The sequence below is a fragment of the Streptomyces puniciscabiei genome (assembly GCF_006715785.1).
Lineage (GTDB): Bacteria > Actinomycetota > Actinomycetes > Streptomycetales > Streptomycetaceae > Streptomyces > Streptomyces puniciscabiei.
Genome location: NZ_VFNX01000001.1, coordinates 1,488,992 through 1,507,127 on the forward strand (window position 1 = coordinate 1,488,992; position 18,136 = coordinate 1,507,127).

15 protein-coding genes are annotated in these 18,136 nt (G+C 72.3%); 2 read left to right on the forward strand and 13 right to left on the reverse strand.

Going from position 1 to position 18,136, the window contains the following annotated elements; translation table 11 throughout:
* Positions 1-426: 426 nt before the first annotated feature.
* On the reverse strand, positions 427-1,368 hold the full coding sequence (locus FB563_RS06620) for a 2-hydroxyacid dehydrogenase (protein ID WP_055708142.1): 942 nt from the start codon (positions 1,366-1,368) through the stop codon (positions 427-429).
* A 76-nt stretch (positions 1,369-1,444) separates the two neighbouring features.
* On the opposite strand from FB563_RS06620, the gene FB563_RS06625 reads away from it, so the two are divergent.
* Both FB563_RS06625 and FB563_RS06630 read left to right on the forward strand, forming a co-directional pair.
* Entirely contained in the window at positions 1,445-2,443 is a 999-nt protein-coding gene (locus FB563_RS06625; protein WP_055708141.1) for an aldo/keto reductase, read from the forward strand.
* A gap of 100 nt (positions 2,444-2,543) precedes the next feature.
* Positions 2,544-3,716: a PQQ-dependent sugar dehydrogenase gene (locus FB563_RS06630; protein ID WP_234357868.1), complete on the forward strand. Its 1,173-nt coding sequence runs from the start codon at positions 2,544-2,546 to the stop codon at positions 3,714-3,716.
* A gap of 9 nt (positions 3,717-3,725) precedes the next feature.
* Here the strand turns inward: FB563_RS06630 and FB563_RS06635 are convergent, their stop codons facing one another.
* The 12 genes from FB563_RS06635 to FB563_RS06690 all read right to left on the reverse strand — a co-directional run bounded on the left by FB563_RS06635 (position 3,726) and on the right by FB563_RS06690 (position 18,022).
* Entirely contained in the window at positions 3,726-3,908 is a 183-nt protein-coding gene (locus FB563_RS06635; RefSeq protein ID WP_055708139.1) for a DUF6191 domain-containing protein, read from the reverse strand.
* A 49-nt stretch (positions 3,909-3,957) separates the two neighbouring features.
* The gene (locus FB563_RS06640) at positions 3,958-6,999 is read right to left on the reverse strand and encodes a helix-turn-helix transcriptional regulator (protein ID WP_107100710.1); all 3,042 of its coding nucleotides are present in this window, start codon (positions 6,997-6,999) and stop codon (positions 3,958-3,960) included.
* A gap of 245 nt (positions 7,000-7,244) precedes the next feature.
* Positions 7,245-7,436, reverse strand: a complete 192-nt coding sequence (locus FB563_RS06645; protein WP_055708138.1) for a hypothetical protein — start codon at positions 7,434-7,436, stop codon at positions 7,245-7,247.
* A 195-nt stretch (positions 7,437-7,631) separates the two neighbouring features.
* Positions 7,632-8,258, reverse strand: coding sequence for a hypothetical protein (locus FB563_RS06650; RefSeq protein WP_055708137.1), 627 nt, complete (start codon positions 8,256-8,258; stop codon positions 7,632-7,634).
* Positions 8,259-8,293: 35 nt separating this feature from the next.
* Complete coding sequence (locus FB563_RS06655) at positions 8,294-8,869, reverse strand: GNAT family N-acetyltransferase (protein ID WP_055708136.1); 576 nt, start codon at positions 8,867-8,869, stop codon at positions 8,294-8,296.
* On the reverse strand, positions 8,847-11,078 hold the full coding sequence (locus tag FB563_RS06660; protein WP_055708135.1) for an MMPL family transporter: 2,232 nt from the start codon (positions 11,076-11,078) through the stop codon (positions 8,847-8,849). The genes FB563_RS06655 and FB563_RS06660 overlap by 23 nt, the downstream gene beginning before the upstream one ends.
* 270 nt (positions 11,079-11,348) lie before the next feature.
* Complete coding sequence (gene gatB, locus FB563_RS06665; protein WP_055708134.1) at positions 11,349-12,863, reverse strand: Asp-tRNA(Asn)/Glu-tRNA(Gln) amidotransferase subunit GatB; 1,515 nt, start codon at positions 12,861-12,863, stop codon at positions 11,349-11,351.
* A 16-nt stretch (positions 12,864-12,879) separates the two neighbouring features.
* A complete protein-coding gene (locus tag FB563_RS06670; RefSeq protein ID WP_055708133.1) occupies positions 12,880-13,122 on the reverse strand; it encodes a hypothetical protein in 243 nt (80 codons plus the stop codon).
* Complete coding sequence (gene gatA, locus FB563_RS06675; RefSeq protein ID WP_055708132.1) at positions 13,119-14,618, reverse strand: Asp-tRNA(Asn)/Glu-tRNA(Gln) amidotransferase subunit GatA; 1,500 nt, start codon at positions 14,616-14,618, stop codon at positions 13,119-13,121. Before gatA ends, FB563_RS06670 begins: the two co-directional genes overlap by 4 nt.
* 5 nt (positions 14,619-14,623) lie before the next feature.
* Positions 14,624-14,920 (reverse strand): Asp-tRNA(Asn)/Glu-tRNA(Gln) amidotransferase subunit GatC, encoded by a 297-nt coding sequence (gene gatC, locus FB563_RS06680; RefSeq protein ID WP_004925108.1) that lies wholly within the window; start codon positions 14,918-14,920, stop codon positions 14,624-14,626.
* A gap of 93 nt (positions 14,921-15,013) precedes the next feature.
* Positions 15,014-15,508, reverse strand: a complete 495-nt coding sequence (locus FB563_RS06685; RefSeq protein WP_055708131.1) for a cupin domain-containing protein — start codon at positions 15,506-15,508, stop codon at positions 15,014-15,016.
* 264 nt (positions 15,509-15,772) lie between these two features.
* Positions 15,773-18,022 carry a putative bifunctional diguanylate cyclase/phosphodiesterase gene (locus FB563_RS06690; RefSeq protein ID WP_055708130.1) on the reverse strand — a complete coding sequence of 750 codons (2,250 nt, stop codon included), beginning with the start codon at positions 18,020-18,022 and terminating at the stop codon, positions 15,773-15,775.
* Positions 18,023-18,136: the final 114 nt, after the last annotated feature.

The window sequence follows — 18,136 nt, forward strand, 5'->3', positions numbered from 1 at the left end:
GCACCGCCGCGTCGAGGGCGGTCGTCACCGAGGGCGGCGCGCTCACCGGGGCCTCCCGGTCCGCGCCGCCCCCGGGTCCCGACGGTCCCGGTGCGCTGGGTGTGCGTGCCTCCTGCGGCCGCTGTGCCTGCGCTGCTGATGGCTGTGGTGGCTGGTGTGGTGGCCGCGTCTGCGCGTGGCCGTGCGCCAGGGTCGTCGGCGGCTCCGCCGCGTCGGATCGTTCGTCCATAGGCCGTGCATCGCCCGTCGCCCCCCTCACAAATCTGAAATGTCCATCCCCGGCGCCGAACGGTCGGCGGCAGCCCCTGTCGGGACGATACACCAGGATCGTCACTCAGGGACATAGTGCCTCTACGCTCCGTGACGACCAGCCGTGATGCGGGTACGGCCCGCGTCCGGAGGGTTGCGGAGGGTGCCGGAAGCCGGTTACGCGCCCGTCGTCAGGATCACGTTCCGCAGGGGCTCATGGTTCACGAACCGGGTCAACTGGTCGGCGAGCAGCCGCTTGGCGCGCGGCAGGAAGGCGGAGGTGGGGCCGCCCACGTGCGGGCTGATGAGCACGCCGGGGGCCTGCCAGAGCGGGTGCCCGGGCGGCAGCGGCTCGGGATCGGTGACGTCCAGGGCCGCGGTGACACGGCCGCTCTCCAGCTCCGCGAGCAGCGCTTTGGTGTCCACGACGGGACCGCGCGCCACGTTCACGAGCAGCGCTCCGTCCTTCATCCGCGCCAGGAATTCGGCGTCCACCAGGCCCCGTGTCTGCTCGGTCAAGGGCGTGGAGAGGATCACGACGTCGGCGTGTGGAAGCAAAGAAGGCAATTCGGTGAGCGGATGCACCGGACCGCGCGCCGTGGTGCGCTTGGAGCGCGCGACGCGCGCCACCCGCGCGACCTCAAAAGGCGCGAGCCGGTCTTCGATGGCGGCGCCGATGGAGCCGTAGCCGACGATGAGGACGGACTTGTCGGCGAGGGCGGGCCGGAACCCGCCGAGCCACTCGCCGCGCTCCTGGGCCCGGACAAAGTCCGGGATGCCCCGCAGGGAGGCGAGGACGAGCGTCAGCGTCAGCTCCGCGGTGCTCGCCTCGTGCACCCCGCGCGCGTTGCACAGCCGCACCCCCGGGCGCAGGTGGTGCAGGCCCGGCTGCACATGGTCGATCCCGGCCGACAGCGTCTGTACGACCTCGACGGAGGCCATCCGCGGCAGCGGGCGCACCCCGATCCCGGCGGGCTTCATGTAGGGCACGACGTAGAACGAACAGCCGGCCGGGTCGGCCGGGAACTCCTCGCCGCCGTTCCAGAACAGGTACCGGGGCCCCTCGGGAAGTCCCTCGATCTCCTCCGGCGCTATGGGAAGCCACACCTCTGCAGTCATGGCATGGAGGCTATGTCAGGTACGCGCGCGTGCAGAGGTTAGGTTGGGGTCCGGGCAGAGGGAGGTTCACGAGCAGGTGGAGCGCAGGACGATCGGCGCGGGGGCGCTCGCGGTGGGGGCCGTCGGACTCGGGTGCATGCCGATGAGCTGGGCGTACAGCGGGTCGCGGCAGCGGGGCGAGGAATCGCTCAGAACCGTGCACCGGGCGCTGGACCTGGGCTCGACCCTCCTGGACACCGCGGACATGTACGGCCCGTTCACCAATGAGCTGCTGCTGGGACGGGTGCTCAAGGAGCGGCGCGCGGAGGCCTTCGTGTCCACGAAGGTGGGTCTGCTGGTCGGCGAGCAGCACATCGTGGCCAACGGGCGCCCCGGGTATGTGAGACGGGCCTGTGACGCCTCCCTGCGCCGGCTCCAGACGGACGTGATCGACCTGTACCAGCTGCACCGCGCCGACCCCGAGGTCCCCGTCGAGGAGACCTGGGGCGCGATGGCCGAGCTGGTGCGGGCCGGCAAGGTGCGGGCCCTGGGCCTGTGCGCGGTGGGCGCGCGCGGCGGCCGCCGCTCCGGGGCCGGGCTGCACGACGGTACGTTGCGCCAGTTGCAGCGGGTGCAGCAGGTGTTCCCGGTGGCCGCGGTGGAGGCGGAGCTGTCGGTGTGGTCGCCGGAGGCGCTGCGGGCACTGCTGCCGTGGTGCGAGGCGCGGGGTGTGGGGTTCCTGGCGGCGATGCCGCTGGGCAACGGCTTCCTGACCGGCACGCTGACCCCCGGCGAGGGCTTCGAACCGGACGACCTGCGGGCCCGCCATCCCCGTTTCACGGCCGAGATGATGGCCGCCAACCAGCCGATCGTGGCGGGCCTGCGCCGTATCGCGCGCCGCCACGGCGAGCAGGTCACCCCGGCCCAGGTCGCCCTGGCCTGGGTACTGGCCCAGGGCCGCCATGTGATCGCGCTTCCGGGCGCCAAGCAGGAGCGGTGGGCCGTGGAGAACGCGGCGGCGGGCGGCCTCCGGCTGACCGACGAGGACCTCGCGGAGGTGTCACGGCTGCCAGCGGCCCAGGGGTCGTGGGACTGAGGGCCCACCGGGATCGGTTCCGCCGGACCGGGAACCCGGACGGGGCGGGGCGGTGTATGAGAAGTAGCACCTGCCGCTGGATGACCGCCTCGAAGGGACCGTGATCGTGCAACGACGAGCTGTGCCGGCCGTGTTGGCCGCGGCCGCCCTCCTGCTGACGGCCGGCTGCTCCTCGGGCGGCGGGGGACACCTGCTCGGCCCTCCCGGGAGGACCACGGCCACCGGTACGGCACCGGGCCCGGCCCCCTCCGGCCGCGCCACCGAGCCGGTGCCGCCGGCCAGGGGCTCGGTGAAGGTGCTGCGCACCGTGGCCGAGGGCCTGAGGACGCCGTGGGGGCTTGCTCCGCTGCCCGGCGGCGCTCTGCTGGTCTCCTCCCGCGACGACGGCACGATCACCCGGATCGACGAGAAGACGGGCCGGAAGACCGAGCTGGGCACGGTCTCCGGGGTCTCCCCGGCCGGGGAGGGCGGTCTGCTGGGCATCGCCCTGTCCCCCGACTACGCCTCGGACCACATGATCTACGCCTACTTCACCTCGGCCTCGGACAACCGCATCGTCCGCATGCTCTACGACGAGCGCAAGCCGCCCGGTGAGCAACTGGGCGCTCCGGACACGGTGTTCAGGGGCATCCCCAAGGGCGTCGTGCACAACGGCGGCCGGATCGCGTTCGGTCCGGACGGCATGCTGTACGCAGGCACCGGCGAGAGCGGCGAGCGGGGCCTGGCCCAGGACAGGAAGTCCCTGGGCGGCAAGATCCTGCGCCTGACCCCGGAGGGCGAGGCGGCCCCCGGCAATCCGTTCCCCGGCTCGCCGGTGTATTCCTACGGCCATCGCAACGTCCAGGGCCTGGCCTGGGACGACCGACAGCGCCTGTTCGCCTCGGAGTTCGGCCAGGACACCTGGGACGAGCTGAACGCGATCAAGCCGGGCGGCGACTACGGCTGGCCGAAGGCCGAGGGCAGGTCGGCCGACCCCGCCTTCCAGAACCCGATCGCCCAGTGGCACACCGACGACGCCTCCCCCAGCGGGATCGCCGATGTCAACGGCGTGATCTGGATGGCGGCCCTGAAGGGCGAGCGGCTGTGGCGCATCCCGCTCAAGGGCACGGAGGCCTCGGCTCCGCCCGAGGCCTTCCTCACCGGTACCTACGGCCGGCTGCGCACGGTGGTCGCGGCGGGTGGCGACAGGCTGTGGCTGACGACGAGCAACACGGACGGCCGGGGCCATCCGAAGAACGGCGACGACCGGGTGCTGGAGGTGGAGGTGCGGTGAGCGGCGCCGTCACTCGTCGTCGGCCGGCGGTGGCTCCGGCAGCCGTATGACCGCCTTCCCGGAGGACAGGTCTATCGGGCCCCGTCCGGGGTCGTTGTCGCCGACGTCCTCGCGGGTCAGCTCCAGGCGGTTCTGTTCGTCCCGGGTGTGTTTGCGACCGGGTGCGAACAGTTCCTCGAAGGCGTTGAACACGGCCCCTCCCCCGCTTTCTCCCCCTTGCGGCTTTTCTTCAGCGTAGGTCTCACCCCGCCGTTCCGGCAGTGAGCGTCTCGGCCGCGAACAGTCCCAGCCGGTGCGCCATCGCGGCCGCCTCGCCCCGGCCGGAGACGCCGAGCTTGCTGAGGATGTTGGAGACGTGGACGCTCGCGGTCTTCGGGGAGATGAACAGTTCCTGGGCGATCTGGCGGTTGGTGCGGCCGGCCGAGACCAGGCGCAGCACGTCCCGCTCCCGGCTGGTGAGGCCGAGGGCCGCGGCCGGGTCGGCGGCGGCGAGGGCCTGCCCGTTGGCGCGGGTCAGGGTGAGGCGGGCGCGCTGGGCGAGCCGGGCGACGGTGCCCGCGAGAGAGCGGGCGTCGAGGTGGGCGGCGACGGCGGCGGCCAGCCGGAGCAGTTCCACCGCGCGGTCGCGTTCGTCGCCGCCGCCGTCGGCCAGGAGGGCGGCGGCGAGGCGGTGGCGGACCCGGGCGAGTTCGTAGGGGCGGTCCAGGCACTCGAAGGCGGTGACGACCGGTGACCAGTCGTCGGCGGTGTCCGTGCCCTCCGCGCGGCGCAGCTCGGCGTGGGTCCACCGGTCGTAGGCCTCCCAGAGCGGGGCGCCGGTGGTCAGAGCGCGTACGGCTTCGCGCAGGCGGTCGAGGATCTCGGCACGGCCGGGCTCGGCGGCCGGCAGGGCGCGGGCCTCGGCCTCCGCGGTGGCGGCCGCCCGCAGCAGCGGCCAGCCGTAGCGCTGGGTGCCGGGTGGGAATCCGTCGTCCAGGGCCCTGAGCAGTTCGGCGCGGGCGTCGGCGATACGGCCCTCCTCCGCGGCGACCCCGAGGGCGACCCGGGCCAGCGGCAGGGAGTGCTGGGGCATGGGGTCATGGGTGCCGTAGTGGGCGCGGGCGGCGGCGAGCCGGCGGCTCGCCTCGGCGAGGTCGCCGCGGGCCAGGGCGAGGTGTGCCAGGCGCAGGGCGCCCTGACCGCGGGGCTTGGCGCTGTGGCCGACCCGCGTGGCGTGGGTGGCGGTCTCGGCGGCCTCCGCCCACTCGCCGAGCGAGTAGAGCGCCTCGGACAGGTTCCCGCGTATCCAGGACTCGGAGTCCATCAGCCCATGGGTGCGGGCGAAGGCGATGCCCTCGCGCAGCAGGGGGACCGCCTCCCGGTCGCGGCCGATGCCCTGCAGCTGGGAGGGCAGGTTCACATAGGCGCGTCCCGTGACATGGTGCACGCCCTCGGCGAGGGTGTCCCGCAGCACCTGCCGCATCTCCGCCAGGCCGGTCTCGGTGTCGCCGGAGTCCACCTTGAGACAGCCGAGGGTGAGGCGGGCGTGCAGTTCGATGTCGCGGGCACCGACCATGCGCGCGTACTCCACGGCACGCTCGGCGGCGGCGAAGGCGTCGGGGCCGGGCCGGTGCAGCATGGACCAGTTGGCGGCGAGGGCCAGCACCTCGGCGTGCACCTCGGACGGCGGCAGGCCGCGCACCAGGTCCTGGGCGGTGGCCAGTTCCTGCCATCCGTCCGAGCGGGTCTGGGCCTGGACGAGCCGCGAGCGCTGCACCCAGAACCAGGCGGCGCGCAGGGGGTCCGGCTCGTCCTCCAGGAGGCGCAGCGCCCGCTTGGTGATCTTCAGGGCGCGTTCCCGTTCCCCGCCGAAGCGGCCCGCCACCGCCGCCTCGGCCATCAGGTCGAGATAGCGCAGCGGGGCGGTGGCCGGGTCGCAGCCGCACGGAGGGTAGACCTCGGTGTAGTCCACCGGGCGGAGGGCGGAGCGGACCTCCTGCGGGGCGCTGTCCCACAGCTCCATCGCCCGCTCCAGGAGCCCGAGTTGCTCGGTGTAGGCGTGCCGGCGGCGGGCCACGACGGAGGCGTCCAGGACGGCGGGCAGGGCCTTGGCGGCGTCGTGGGCGTGGTACCAGTAACTGGCCAGGCGCATCACGCGGGCGTCGGCCGGGACGAGCGTGGGGTCGGCCTCCAGGGCTTCGGCGTAGCGGCGGTTGAGCCGGGAGCGTTCGCCGGGCAGCAGGTCGTCGGCGACGGCCTCGCGGACCAGGGAGTGCCGGAACCGGTAGCCGTCGCCAGTTGGGGTGACGGTGAGGATGTTGGCGCCGACGGCGGCCCGCAGCGCCTCGATGAGGTCGTCCTCGCCGAGCTGGGCGACGGCGGCGATCAGCCGGTACTCCACGGTGGAGCCGCCCTCGGCGACGATCCGGGCGACCCGCTGGGCGCTCTCGGGCAGTGCCTCGACGCGGACCAGGAGCAGGTCGCGCAGGGAGTCGGTGAGGCCGGTGCAGCAGCCGTCGCAGGCGGCGACGGCGAGTTCCTCGACGAAGAAGGCGTTGCCGTCGGAGCGTTCGAAGATCTCGTCCACCTGGGCGGGGTCCGGTTCGGCGGCGAGGATGCCGGCGATCTGGCGGCTCACCTCCTCGCGGGTGAAGCGGGCCAGTTCGATGCGGCGGACCGTGCGCAGCCGGTCGAGTTCGGCGAGCAGGGGGCGCAGCGGATGGCGGCGGTGGACGTCGTCGGAGCGGTAGCTGGCGAGGACGAGCAGCCGGCCGGCGCGCAGGGTGCGGAAGAGGTAGGCGAGGAGGTGGCGGGTGGAGGCGTCGGCCCAGTGCAGATCCTCCAGGACGAGCACGACCGGGTGCTCGGCGGCGACCCGTTCCAGCAGCCGGGCGGTGAGTTCGAACAGGCGGGCCATGCCCTGCTCGTCATGCCGGCCGGCGCCGGCCTCGCCCAGGTCGGGCAGGAGGCGGGCCAGTTCCTCCTCCTGCCCCTGGGCGGCGGCGGCGAACTCCTCGGGCAGGGCGTCGCGCAGGGCGCGCAGCGCGGTGGAGAAGGGCGCGAACGGCAGTCCGTCGGCGCCGATCTCGACACAACCGCCGACGGCGACGACCGCGTGCCGGCCGGCGGCCGTGGCGAACTCCTCGACGAGTCGGGTCTTGCCGACCCCGGCCTCGCCGCCGAGCAGCAGCGCCTGGGGCTCGCCGGCGCGGGCGCGGGCGAGCGCGTCGTTCAAGGTGTCCAGTTCGTCGGTGCGGCCGACGAACACGGGGCTGACGGACCTGTTCTCCACGGGCCCGAGCATCGCACGAGGCCCGGACGGCAGGGCAGCGGTTTTCCACAGACTCGGTGCGATTGTCGTACCGACGGACGGAAGGGTCGTACGACTGGGGTGGGCAGTCGTACGACCCTGGTCCGGGAGCTCCGCAGGACGCGGCAGGTCCGGAAGGCGGCCGACCCCCGTACGGTCAGCCTCCCTGCCCACCCCGTCCGTCCCCACCCCGTCCGTTCCGGCGCCATCTGTTCCGGTCCGGTCCGCTGGTGCGGTGTTCACGCGGTGCGCGGGATCCGGTGCCGGCGGGTCCGGTCGGTATGGGACTCGGCGACCGCGCCGTCGTGGCCGGCGGAACCCTCGCGGCGGGCGGCGCGGCGGGCCCGGGCGACCTCGCGGGCCAGGCGCGCCTGCTCGGCCTCGTGGATCAGCTCGGCGGAACGCATCTTGTGGTACGCGAACTCGATCATGACGGTCCTTCACGGAGAGTCGGTGTCGTGCGTCGCTTTCTGCGATGCCTCCACCTTCGTCTCCCAGGGGGGTGCGCCACATCGGGAGAGTTCCGCATCTTCGCGCGGCGCACGGGCCGCACGCGCGCGTAAGGGGCCTTAGGGAGTCCGTAAGGTGCTCTCGGATTCCCTAAGGCCCCTGGGACCTGCGGTTTCTCAGCCCGTCGAGGGCAGGGCCAGCAGGGCGTCGGAGTACTTCAGGACGGCCAGCAGCAGACCGATGGCCCCGAGCGAGACACCGGCCCAGGCGACCGACTTGATCCAGGGCACCTGCGGGCGGCCGGGGGCGCCGAAGGCGGGCCGGGCGAGCACGACCACGCCGGTGAGCAGCGCGGCCAGCGCGAACAGCCCGGCCCACAGGGCGGTGCTGTGCCAGGCGTCGCCGTACACCGCCTTGATCTGCTGGGCGACGCCCGCCGTGGAGGAGGTGCGCAGCTGACCGACGAGCTGCTGGCGGGCGCCCGCGACGGTGCCGATCCAACCGCCGCTGAGCGAGACGAGGCCGAGCGCGGCCGAGACGACGGCACCGGCGCCCTGTCCGACCCCGGAGGGCGCCTTGTCCCGCGCGGGTTCCTGCTCCCCGGAGGCTTCCTCGCCGGCGGTTTCCTCCTCGACGGCTTCGTCCTCGACGGCCGCCTCCTCGGCGGCCCCCGCCTGCCCGGGGCTCTCCTCAAGAGCCTCCGCCTGAGCGGTTTCCTCCTCGGTGGTGGCGGCCTCCACCGCCGTCTCGTCGCCCTGCGCCTCGGTACCGGCCTTGGCGCCTTCCGCTGTCTTCGTAGCCATGCCCGGCACCGTACGGACCCTGTCTGAGAGGTCCCTTAATGATCGTTGGGCGCGCTACGCGCGCGTGCCGCACGCCATTCGGGGGCGAGCACCGACCAGATCTCGGTGCTGGCGCGCACGCCCCGGTGCGGGTGGTTCTCGCGGAACACGCCCTCGCGGGTCATGCCGAGCCGCCGGGCCACGTTGATGCTGGGCTCGTTGGCGGAGGACGCGTACCACTCGACGCGGTGCATGCCGCGGTCCTCGAAGGCCCACTCCAGCAGCACCTCCATGCCCCGGGTGACCAGACCGCGCCCGGCCGCCGCGGGCTCCAGCCAGCAGCCGGCCTCGCACACGCCGCTCGACGTGTCCCACACCCTGAACAGCAGGCCCCCGACCAGCCTCCCGTCCAGCCAGATGCCGTGCAGGCCGCCGGCGTCGGCGGCGCGCTTGTCGGCGTACGACCTCAGCCAGGAACGCGCGCCGTCCAGGTCGGACACCACCTCCGCCAGCCCGATGTGCCGGCCGATGAACTCCCGCCCCCGGTCGATGTTGGCGAGGAGCTCCTCGGCGTGCCAGACCTCCAGGGGCCGCAGCTCGGCGCCGTCGTCACCCAGGGATATCGCGTACATCGCGCTGCTCTTCCTTCCGCAGTTCCGCCACCGAGACCCCGCCGAGCCTCTCATGAGCGGCGCGGCACTCGGGCGGCTCGATGCTGACCCGGGGCAGGCGGCGCTCCAGCCAGGCGGGCAGCCACCAGTTGGCGGCGCCGAGCAGGTGCATCAGCGCGGGCACGAGCAGGGTGCGCAGGACGAAGGCGTCCACGGCGACGGCGGAGGCGAGCGCGATGCCGAACATGGCGATCACTCGGTCGCCGCTGAGCACGAAGGCGAGGAAGACCGAGATCATGATGACCGCGGCGGAGTTGATGACCCGGCTGGTCTCGGCCAGGCCCACACGGACGGCGCGCCGGTTGTCGCCGGTCTCCAGCCACTCCTCGTACATCCGGCTGACCAGGAAGACCTGGTAGTCCATGGAGAGTCCGAAGAGGACGGACACCATGATCACGGGCAGGAAGGGCTCGATGGGCCCGGCCCGGCCGAGTCCGAGCAGCTCGCTGCCCCAGCCCCACTGGAAGACGGCGACGACGATGCCGAACGCGGCGGCCACGGCGGCGATGTTCATCACCGCGGCCTTCAGCGGGATCCCGAGCGAGCGGAACGCGACGAGCAGCAGCAGACAGCCGAGCCCGATGACCGCGCCGACGAACAGCGGCAGTTTGCCGACGATCACACCCGCGAAGTCGTCGTAGCCGGCGGTGACCCCGCCGACCTGGATGTCGAGGGAGGTGCCGGCCTCCGCGCGCGGCAGCACCTTCGTGCGCAGCCGGTCCACGAGGTCGCTGGTGTGCTGGGACTGCGGCGCGGAGTCGGGGACGACGCTGAGGTAGGCGGTGCCGCCGCCGGTGTCGTAGACGGCCGGGGTGACGGAGGCGACGCCCCGGGTGGCGCGCAGGGTCGTGTCGAGGTTGTCCAGGGCGAGCTTGTCCGCGGCGCCGTCTACGCGCGTCACCAGGGTGAGCGGCCCGTTGACACCCGGCCCGAAGCCCTCGGCGAGCAGGTCGTAGGCCTTGCGGGTGGTGGAGGTGCTGGGGTCGTTGCCCTGGTCGGAGGTGCCCAGGTGGAGGGAGAGGGCGGGCAGGGCGAGCAGCGCGATGACGGCGACGGCGAGCGAGCCGAGCAGCTTGGGGCGACGTTCGACGAGCGCCGACCAGCGGGCGGCGAAGCCGGTGGGCAGCACCGGGCGCGGCCCGTGCTCGGCGAGCCGGCGCCGCTCGCGGCGGCTGAGGGCCCGGGAGCCGATGTACGACAGCAGGGCGGGCAGCAGGGTGACGGAGGCGGCGACGGTGAGCACGACCGTCAACGAGGCGGCGACGGCGACCCCGTTGAGGAAGCTCAGCCGCAGTATGAACATCCCCAGCAGGGCGATGCACACCGTCGCACCCGCGAACACGACGGCGCGTCCGGTGGTGGCCACGGCGTTCACGGCGGCCTCGGTGACGCTCAGGCCGCGTTTCAGTCCGCGCCGGTGTCTGGTGACTATGAACAGCGCGTAGTCGATGCCGACGCCGAGGCCGATGAGCATGCCGAGCATGGGCGCGAAGTCGGCGACCGTCATGGCGTGTCCGAGCAGCCCGATGCCGGAGTAGGCGGTGCCGACGCCGACGAGGGCGGTGGCGATGGGCAGGGCCGAGGCGGCGAGCGAGCCGAAGGCGAGGAACAGCACGACGGCCGCGACGAGCACGCCGACCACCTCGGCGGTGTGCTCGCGCGGGGACGCGGTGAGCCCGATGGCGCTGCCGCCCAGTTCCACCTGGAGCCCGTCCCCCTCGGCGGCCTTGGCGGTGCGCACCACGGCCTGCGCCTCGGCCTTGCCGATGTGCTCGGCCTCCTGGGTGAAGGTGACGGTCGCGTAGGCCGTACGGCCGTCGTCGCTGATCCGCTGCGCGCCCCGGCTGCCGTACGGACCGGCCACCGAGGCGACGCCGGGCAGTGAGGCGATCCGGTCCAGGGTGCGGGTCATGGTCTGCTCGACACCGGCGGCGCGGACGGTGCCGGTGCCGGTGTGCCAGACGACGGTGTCACTGTCCCCGCCCAGGCCCGGGAAACCCTCCTTGAGCAGCTGCGTGGCGCGGCCCGCCTCGGTTCCGGGGACGTCGTAGGAGTTCGAGTACGACGAACCGGCCACGGCCGCGGCGGTGGTGACCCCGCCGAAGGCGAGGAGCCACAGCAGCACGGTGATCAGCCGATGCCGGACACACCAACGGGCGAGGTCTGCCACGGACGTGCTCCCAGAAGTACGATTTGTGGATCTTTGGCCGGGAACGATCGTCCATAAACTGAACAGCCCGCAAAGAACGTATGAGTAATCCCTGACACTGTTGCAGGCGAAAGTGATCGTTTGCCGCGATCGTGGGCTTATTCACAGGAGTGCGAGGGACGTCACAGGACACTCCGCCGAACTCTGTCGCCTCATAAGGTTTTTGTAAGCAAGAAAAGGGGCAGTACACCCGGTTCGGTGTACTGCCCCTCGGGATCGTTCCGCGGTGCCTCAGCCCTCGGTCACGCCCAGCTTCTCCAGGATCAGCTCCTTGACGCGGGCCGCGTCGGCCTGGCCCCGGGTCGCCTTCATGACGGCGCCGACCAGGGCGCCGGCCGCGGCCACCTTGCCGCCGCGGATCTTGTCCGCGACACCGGGGTTGCCGGCGATCGCCTCGTCGACGGCGGCGGTCAGCGCGCCTTCGTCGGAGACGACCTTCAGTCCGCGCTTCTCGACGACCTCGTCCGGAGTGCCCTCGCCCGCGAGCACGCCCTCGATGACCTGACGGGCCAGCTTGTCGTTCAGGTCACCCTTGGCGACCAGCTCGGTCACCCGGGCGACCTGCGCCGGAGTGATCGCCAGCTCGTCCAGGGCCTTGCCGGACTCGTTGGCGCTGCGCGCCAGTTCGCCCATCCACCACTTGCGGGCGGAGGCCGCGTCGGCACCGGCGTCGATCGTGGCGACGATCGGGTCGAGCGCGCCGGCGTTGAGGATCGCCTGCATGTCGGTGGCGGAGACGCCCCACTCCTCACGCAGCCGGTTGCGGCGCACCAGCGGCAGCTCCGGCAGGGCCGCGCGGATCTCCTCGACCCACTCGCGCGAGGGCGCGACCGGGACCAGGTCGGGCTCCGGGAAGTACCGGTAGTCCTCGGCCTCCTCCTTCGTACGGCCGGAGGTGGTGGAGCCGGTGTCCTCGTGGAAGTGGCGGGTCTCCTGGACGACCTTGCCGCCGTCGTTCAGCACGGCGGCGTGGCGCATGACCTCGAAGCGGACCGCGCGCTCCACCGAACGCAGCGAGTTGACGTTCTTGGTCTCGGAGCGGGTGCCGAACTTGTCGGCGCCCTTGGGCATCAGCGACAGGTTGACGTCGCAGCGCAGCTGGCCCATCTCCATGCGGGCCTCGGACACGCCGAGGGCACGGATGACCTCGCGCAGCTCACGGACGTACGCCTTGGCGACCTCGGGGGCGCGCTCGCCGGCGCCGACGATCGGCTTGGTGACGATCTCGATGAGCGGGATGCCGGCGCGGTTGTAGTCCAGGAGCGAGTGCGAGGCGCCGTGGATACGGCCGGTCGCGCCGCCCACGTGGGTGGACTTGCCGGTGTCCTCCTCCATGTGGGCGCGCTCGATCTCCACGCGGAAGGTTTCGCCGTCCTCCAGCTGGACGTCCAGGTAGCCGTTGAAGGCGATCGGCTCGTCGTACTGGGAGGTCTGGAAGTTCTTCGGCATGTCCGGATAGAAGTAGTTCTTCCGGGCGAAGCGGCACCACTCGGCGATCTCGCAGTTCAGCGCGAGACCGATCTTGATCGCCGACTCGACGCCGGTCTTGTTCATGACCGGGAGCGCGCCGGGCAGGCCGAGGCAGACGGGGCAGGTCTGGGTGTTCGGCTCGGCGCCGAGCGCCGTCGAACAGCCGCAGAACATCTTGGTCTTGGTGCCGAGTTCGACATGGACCTCGAGGCCCATGACGGGGTCGTACGACGCCAGCGCGTCCTCGTACGACACCAGGTCGGTCGTGGTGGTCACGGTGAAAACTTCCCTCTCAGCCCAGCAGGACGTCGTCGTCGCCCAGCCGCTTCAGCTCACGGCAGAGGATCGCGAGGCCGGTCACGATGGCCACGGCGGAGACCGTGGCGTCGATCAGCCGCAGCGTGTCGTGCTCGGCGCGGGCCTTCTTGATCTGCTTGGCGACACCGAACGCGCCGAACGCGGTGGTGGCCATCGACAGGTACGTACCGGACTTGGACTTCTTGAAGCCCTTGGCCTTGGACAGTGCCTTGCTCACAGCGACGGAGCCTCCTCCAGCAGCGGGTGTCCCCACTTTTCCACGAAGGCGGCCTCGACGGCGGCGCCCACCTTGTACAGGCGGTCGTCCTGCATCGCCGGGGCGATGATCTGCAGGCCCACCGGGAGGTTGTCCTCCGGGGCGAGGCCGCAGGGCAGGGACATGGCCGCGTTGCCCGCCAGGTTGGTCGGGATGGTGCACAGGTCCGCGAGGTACATCGCCATCGGGTCGTCGGCGCGCTCGCCGATCGGGAAGGCGGTGGTCGGGGTCGTCGGCGAGACGATGACGTCTACCTGCTCGAAGGCCTTCTCGAAGTCGCGCGTGATGAGCGTGCGGACCTTCTGCGCGGAGCCGTAGTACGCGTCGTAGTAGCCGCTCGACAGGGCGTACGTGCCGAGCATGATGCGGCGCTTGACCTCGGGGCCGAAGCCGGCCTCGCGGGTCAGGGAGGTGACCTCCTCGGCCGAGTGACTGCCGTCGTCGCCGGTCCGCAGGCCGTAGCGCAGGCCGTCGAAGCGGGCGAGGTTGGAGGAGCACTCGGACGGCGCGATCAGGTAGTACGCCGACAGGGCGAGGTCGAAGGAGGGGCAGTCCAGCTCGACGATCTCCGCGCCCAGCTCCTTCAGCAGCTCGACCGACTCGTCGAAGCGCTGGATCACACCGGCCTGGTAGCCCTCGCCGCGGAACTGCTTGACCACGCCGACGCGCATGCCCCGCACGCTGCCGTTGCGGGCGGCCTCGACGACCGGCGGGACCGGGGCGTCGATGGAGGTGGAGTCCATCGGGTCGTGCCCGGCGATGACCTCGTGCAGCAGGGCCGCGTCCAGGACCGTACGAGCACAGGGGCCGCCCTGGTCGAGGGAGGACGAGAACGCCACCATGCCGAAGCGGGAGACCGCGCCGTACGTCGGCTTCACGCCGACCGTGCCGGTGACGGCGGCCGGCTGGCGGATGGAGCCGCCGGTGTCGGTGCCGATGGCGAGCGGGGCCTGGAAGGAGGCGAGCGCGGCGGAGGAGCCGCCGCCGGAGCCGCCCGGGATCTTGGTGAGGTCCCACGGGTTGCCCGTCGGGCCGTACGCGCTGTTCTCGGTGCTGGACCCCATGGCGAACTCGTCCATGTTGGTCTTGCCGAGGATGACGACGTCAGCGGCCTTGAGCTTCTTGGTGAGGGTGGCGTCGTACGGCGGGATCCACCCTTCCAGGATCTTCGAGCCGACGGTCGTGGGCACGCCCTCGGTGGTGAAGATGTCCTTGAGCGCGAGCGGCACGCCGGCGAGGGGTCCGAGCTTCTCGCCGCGGGCCCGCTTCTCGTCCACGGCGCGTGCCTGGGCGAGGGCGCCCTCGCGGTCGACGTGCAGGAAGGCGTGCACCTTCTCGTCGACGGCCTCGATCCGGGCCAGGTGGGCCTCGGTGACCTCGACGGCCGTGAGCTCGCCGGAAGCGATCTTCTCGGCGATCTGCGCGGCGGTGAGCTTGATGATGTTGCTGTCCGTCATGGTGGTCACTCCTCCCCCAGGATCTGCGGCACCTTGAAACGCTGCTGCTCCTGGGCCGGGGCGCCGGAGAGCGCCTGCTCGGGGGTGAGCGAGGGACGGACCTCGTCCGGCCGCATGACATTCGTCAGCGGGAGCGGGTGCGAGGTCGGCGGTACGTCTTGGTCGGCGACCTCGCTGACGCGGGCGACCGCGCCGATGATGTCGTCCAGCTGTCCCGCGAAGTGGTCGAGTTCTTCGGGCTTCAGCTCCAGACGCGCCAGCCGGGCGAGGTGGGCGACCTCCTCGCGCGTGATGCCAGGCATGCAGCGATCCTCTGGGGTGAGTGTGTGTGGTTTGGGGCCAATCCTATGGGGCGGGGCGGTGTGGCCGTGAAACGGTTTCCCCGGGACCGGCCGTCAGCGGTGCCGGCCGTCCCAGGTGTCGCTCTTCAGGAAGTGGTTGTCGTACAGCTCCTGGACCTCCAGGAGGCTTTCCGGGGTGACCTCGCCGAGGCGGATGCGCTGCAGGTGGCGGAAGTACGCGAAGCGCTCGACGCCCGGGGCGATGACGATCAGGATGTCGGCGGGGCTGCCGGGCGCCGCGGCGAAGGCGTGCGGCCGGTCCGGCGGCACGATGACCAGGTCGCCACGCCGTGCGGTGACCACGTCGTCGCCGGACAGCAGCTCGGCCTCGCCGTCGAGCAGGAAGAACATCTCGGCGGATTTGTGGTGCACGTGCGGGCGGGCGCCGTCCGCGCCCTCGGCGAGGGTGACCCGGACGGTGGACAGCGCGCCCCCGCTGGCGCTGCTGTCGGCGAGCAGCTTGACCGTGACGGGCGCCTGGCCGATCACCTCCGCCTCGGCGTCACGGACCAGGACGGTCTTGTCGAACTTCGGCACGAACAGCGACATGATGCCTTTCCCCCATGTGGATGTGGTCAGACCGCGAAGAACGGTCCGGCGCTGATCAGTACAACGATCACGGTGGCGAAGTGGATCCCGAACGCGCCGGGCTTTCGTACCGCCGTTGCACGGCACTACCAGCGTGTGCCGCACCCCTGCCTCAGCAGGCCCGGGTGCTCGCCCCGGCCGTGATCGGCTCCCCCGCGACCAGCAGCTCGCCGAAGGCCCGAGCTGGGTCGACGTGCGGCTCCGCCGCACAGGCGGGCAAGAAGGCTACTCGGCCGCGGGCAACGCGGCGCGCGGCCGCTGCCACCCACGGGACCCACGGGCCAGCAACCACGCCGTGGTCTCCTCCGGAGGCATCGCCGCGGCGACCAGCCACCCCTGCACGGCGTCACACCGAAGGTCCCGCAACCGCTCCCACGTCTCGTCGTCCTCCACCCCTTCGGCTACGACGAGAAGCCCCAGCGAATGCGCCAGATCCACGGTGCACCGCACGATCTCCGCATCCTCCGCATCGACCGCCAGCCGCGCCACGAAGGACCGGTCGATCTTCAGCTCGCTCACCGGCAGCCGCCGCAGGTGCACCAGCGACGAGTACCCGGTGCCGAAGTCGTCCAGGGACATCTTCACGCCGTGCCCGGTCAGCCCCGCGAGGGTGTCCGCGGCCCGCTGCGGGTCCTCCAGCAGCACATGCTCGGTGATCTCCAGCTGCAGGGCCCCCGGGGGAACCCCGTGCCGGGCCAGCCGTGCGGCGACCGACCCCGCGAAGCCGGGCGTGTGCACGTCGCGCGGGGAGACGTTGACGGCGACCGGGACCCGCAGGCCCTGCGCGCGCCACTTCGCGACCTGCCCGAGCGCGGTCTCCAGGACGTACTCCGTCAGATGGGGCATCAGCCCCGAGGACTCGGCGATCGCTATGAACTCGTCCGGCGGAACCTTCCCCCGCTCGGGATGCACCCAGCGCACCAGCGCCTCCAGGCCGGCGACCTGGCCGTCGAAGCGGACCTTGGGCTGGTAGTGCAGCTGCACCTCGTGCGCGTCCAGCGCCCGGCGCAGATCGCCGAGGAGACCGAGCCGGTCAGGGGTGTTGGAGTCCCGCTTGGACTCGTACACCTCCACGCCCGTACGGTCCCTCTTCGCCTGGTACATCGCCACGTCCGCGCGCCGCAGCAGCCCTTCGGCGTCCAGGGCGTGGTCGGGGAAGACGGCCACACCGGCGCTGGCCTCCAGGACGAGGGTGAGCCCGTCGAGGTCCAGCGGGGAGCTGAGCGCGGCGACGAGGCCGCGGGCGACGCGGGTGGCCGAGGTCGTGGAGTCGGCGACGGGCAGTAACACGGCGAACTCGTCGCCGCCGAGCCGCGCGGCCTCCGCTCCGCGCGGCAGGGCGAGCCGCAGCCGGTCGGCTATCTGCAGCAGCAGCCGGTCACCGGCGAGATGACCGAGCGTGTCGTTCACCGACCGGAAACGGTCGAGGTCGATCAGCATCAGGGCGGAACGGGCGCCGATGCGTTCGGCGTCGTCGAGGGCCGTCCAGATCCGCTCCAGCAGCCACTGCCGGTTGGGCAGCCCGGTCAGCGGGTCGCGCAGTTGCTCCTCGGCACGCGCGCGTGCCATCCACAGGGTGGAGTCCAGGGCGATGAGCGGGATGGCGAACAGCGGGAGCAGGATCGGCTGGGCGTCGGCGACGACGCACAGCAGCGGTGCGATGCCGAGCAGTGCGACGGCGACCAGGCCCTGTCTGACCAGGGCGGTACGGGCCACGGTGGGCACTTTGCCGCCGCGCGGGGCGTACAGGTACCACTGCAGGCCGCGGCTGACCGCGAGGTAGGCGACGGCGGCGAGGACCACCTCGGGCGCGGCGGCGAAGCTCCAGCTGTCGGGCCGCCAGGGCGACTCGACGCTCGGGACCCGGCCGAAGGCGCCGAGCAGCAGCGCGCCCGTGCAGATGCCGAGGAGGTCCACCGCGCCGTGCAGCACGCCCTGCCGCCAGTCGTGGCGCCGGGCGATGCCGACCAGGACGACGACGGTGAGGCTGACCATGCCGGCCGGCACCCAGCCGTAGAGCAGCAGGACGGCGAGGGTGAGCGCGGCGCCGGAACCGGTTCCGCGCCACCAGCGGGCGCGGCCCAGCATCACGAGGTGGCCGACGATGACGCCGGTGAGCAGGGCCAGCGACCAGCCGACGGTGCCGCTCGGGAAGAGGGCGTGGTGGCCGGTGAAGGCGCGGTAGAAACCTGCGCCGAGGACGAACGCGGCGGCGGCCACGACGGCCGTGGGCAGGGTGGGCCAGGTGAGGCGCCGTTCGGGTTCGGCGCCGGTCAGGCCAGGGGCGGGCTCGATGGCCACGGGTATGGGCGGGGGGGAGTCGGTGGCGGTGCCGGGTCCGGCCGCGCGGGCGTGACCGGACCTGCGCTCCGTACGCCCGTGGGCGCGGCCCGTCCACCGGGTCGCGCACCAGGTGCCCGCGCGCCGGCGCAGGCGCAGCCGTGAGTCCGGGGCGACGCTCTCGGTCGGTTCCATTCCCGTCCCTCTCACAGCCGGCGGTGCCCACGCCACGCGGCCCGATGTCCGACAGCCATCAGCAGCTCCGCGTTGAAGAAACCTTCCCCGCACGCCGGAAGCGCACGGGGTTGC